A 2,892-nucleotide genomic window follows, 5' to 3' on the forward strand; every position below is an offset into this window, starting at 1 on the left:
GTTGCTATTTTATTAGCTTGGTTGCTTATCAATTTTATGGTTATATAATAGACTTTAACAGAAGAAAGTATTAACTTATTAAGTATTAAGGTGGGCAAGATAGAAACTTATCTCAGCTATTTATTATATACATAGCTTTGCCCACCCTACATTAATAGAATAGATTACAAAGGAAATAGTAAATCTTATTAGGTTGTCTAAGACTATAATTGCTCAGATTATTATCAGTGCATCACTAAATAGTTTAACAACCAATTAGCCATAGTCGCACGACGGGTATCTCTGGGTTCAAAAGTCCCTATTTTATACCCTTTAAATCCTAACTTTTCTTTGAGTAATTGTTTATTTTCTTTAGGAATTGATCGGGTTAATTTTACTGTAGGGGGACGATTTTCAATGAAGTTTGGGGGTTGGGGATATGCTTCTTTCCAAGACTCTTCTACCTCAGAATTATTCCAATTTTTATTACTTTCATCATAACGATATCCTAAATAATACCATACCATTTGATTAACAGTTTCATCGTCTATTTCTTCGTTGAGAATGGCGTTAATAGTATCAGTGTTAAGAGGGGGTAACTCTTTCATAATTATTTTTAATCAATTAGGACTACTTTAATTTTACCCTAGAATGAGACTTGTTAATAACTATATTTAAAGATGTACAGTGTAGAAGACTGTGTTACCATAACAATCTAAGGTTAAAAATGCTGTATGAATTAAATATTTCTAATATAATTTAAACCCGCAAATAACATATTTATGAATAAATTAAAACCAATTATTAATTATCTATCCTCAAGAGGTTGGGTAGCTATTGTTATCATGATAGCCTCTTTGATAGCTACACCTATTTTATTTGTAATTAGTAGTATTTTCGTTGATGCTGGAACCATCTGGAAACACTTGGCGGAAACTGTATTAAGCGGTTATATTTTAAACTCTCTATTGCTGATGTTTGGGGTAGGAATAGGAGTATTAATTATTGGGGTAGTAACAGCATGGTTAGTAACATTATGTCGCTTTTGGGGATGTGATTGGTTTGAATGGTTATTATTACTTCCTCTTTCTGCTCCTGCCTATTTATTGGCTTATACTTATACGAATATGCTGGAATATTATGGACCTGTTCAAACTATACTTCGTTCTTGGTTTGGATGGCAAAATGTCAATGATTATTGGTTCCCCAATATTCGTTCTTTATGGGGGGCTATTGTGATGTTAATTTTAGTTCTTTATCCCTATGTTTACTTATTAGCAATAACTGCTTTTTTAGAACAGTCATTTTCTACATTAGAAGCTAGTCTTTCTTTAGGTTGTAGTCCTTGGCAAAGCTTTTTAAAAGTAGCTCTTCCTTTAGCCCGACCAGGAATTATGGCTGGTTTAGCCCTAGCTTTAATGGAAGCATTAAATGATTTTGGAACGGTTCAATACTTTGGTGTAAATACTTTTACAACTGGAATCTATGACACTTGGTTTGGTTTAGGAGAAAGAACAGCAGCAGCGCAATTGGCAGCTTTTTTGATGTTATTTATTTTCACCCTTATTATTTTAGAATTATGGTCACGTCGTCAAGCACGTTATTATCAAAATAGTATTCCTCAAAGCCATATTAATCGTTATCAACTAACATCTTGGCGAGCATTATTAGCTTGGTTAATTTGTTTTATACCTTTCTTTGGTGGATTTTTAGCACCTTCAATATATTTAGTAGATCTGGTTATTAATAACGCAAAAACAGCTTTTCAAAATAACTTTTTTACCTTGGCTAGTCATAGCTTAAAAGTTTCAGTGATTACGGCGATCGCAGCTTTAATTTTATCTTTGATCATGGCTTACGGAAAACGACTACAAAATAGTTTTTTAATGAATGGGAGTGTGAGAATTGCTGCTTTAGGTTCTGTTAAACCAGAAGGTGCGATTCGTTGAGCTAGAAAGCTAATATCCAGTCTCAGACAAGGATTTAGCGTGTAGCCCGTTCAAGAACCTCCAAAGAGGTTCTTGAATAACTGTTGTTTTGTTGGCTAAAAGGAGCCAAACTCGGAATCAAAGGAGAAATCCCAAGAGTGACGACATAACCCTCCGTTTTGGACTTAGTAAACCCAGGATGGGAGCAGGGTTAAAAGGGGAAATCGTTATGAAACAGCATAATAAGGCGTTCCCCAAGTCAATTGGTCATGGTTAAACATTACGTTGAATCATTGACTTGAACCCTCAAAATTTGCAAGTAGCCAAAACTGTTTGATAGGCTGCGTTCAAAAAGAACAAGGTGAAAAGTGGAGTTTTATTCTGCACATCCACACAGATTCCTAAAAGTAACCTGGGGGAGAGATGAAACCTAAAACCAATACACCCAAATCAACGGAACGAATTAAGTCCATGATTGCTCTTATCACTGGTCGGTAGATAAGCAGGGACAAACTTAACCGCAAGGGTCATGGATGTGAGAAGCAATTAAGTTGCTAATGCCTACTTGTAATGAGTACGGATAAGCTGACGTATTGCTGGTTAATTAGAAGAAATAGTCTCTACTAGAGGTAGTTAAATGTCGAATGCGAGTATAACCAAGACTACGCCAGAATGGAACACTATCAATTGGGCAAAAGTCCAGAGAAAAGTGTTCAAGCTCCAAAAAAGAATATTTCAAGCTGTACGGTCAGGTAATAAAGTCAAAGCTAAAAAGCTTCAAAAGTTACTGTTAAAGTCACATTACGCAAAGCTCTTAGCCACACGAAAAGTGACCCAAGACAATCAAGGTAAGAAAACTGCTGGCGTTGATGGGAAAAAGGCATTACGCCCTAACCAAAGATTAAAGCTAGTTGACGAACTAAGATTAGAGGGTTACAAAGCAAAGCACTCAGACGAGTTTGATACCGGTCCGAGCTGACTTGAG

1 protein-coding gene and 2 pseudogenes are annotated in these 2,892 nt (G+C 35.5%); 2 read left to right on the plus strand and 1 reads right to left on the minus strand.

Annotation, left to right across the window (positions count from 1 at the left end):
• Positions 1–224 precede the first annotated feature (224 nt).
• Complete coding sequence (locus CWATDRAFT_RS30945; RefSeq protein ID WP_007308636.1) at positions 225–587, minus strand: DUF1823 family protein; 363 nt, start codon at positions 585–587, stop codon at positions 225–227.
• Positions 588–761: 174 nt separating this feature from the next.
• Between CWATDRAFT_RS30945 and CWATDRAFT_RS30950 the strand changes: the two are divergent.
• Both CWATDRAFT_RS30950 and CWATDRAFT_RS30955 read left to right on the plus strand, forming a co-directional pair.
• A pseudogene (locus tag CWATDRAFT_RS30950) lies at positions 762–1,922 on the plus strand (ABC transporter permease); the annotation flags it as partial.
• A 622-nt stretch (positions 1,923–2,544) separates the two neighbouring features.
• A pseudogene (locus CWATDRAFT_RS30955) lies at positions 2,545–2,853 on the plus strand (reverse transcriptase N-terminal domain-containing protein); the annotation flags it as partial.
• Positions 2,854–2,892: the final 39 nt, after the last annotated feature.

Origin of the sequence: Crocosphaera watsonii WH 8501 (assembly GCF_000167195.1) — a bacterium.
Taxonomy (GTDB): Bacteria; Cyanobacteriota; Cyanobacteriia; order Cyanobacteriales; family Microcystaceae; genus Crocosphaera; species Crocosphaera watsonii.

Coding starts and splice junctions, on each gene's coding strand:
- CWATDRAFT_RS30945 (WP_007308636.1), bottom strand. CDS start 587: ATGAAAGAGTTACCCCCTCTTAACACTGATACTATTAACGCCATTCTC.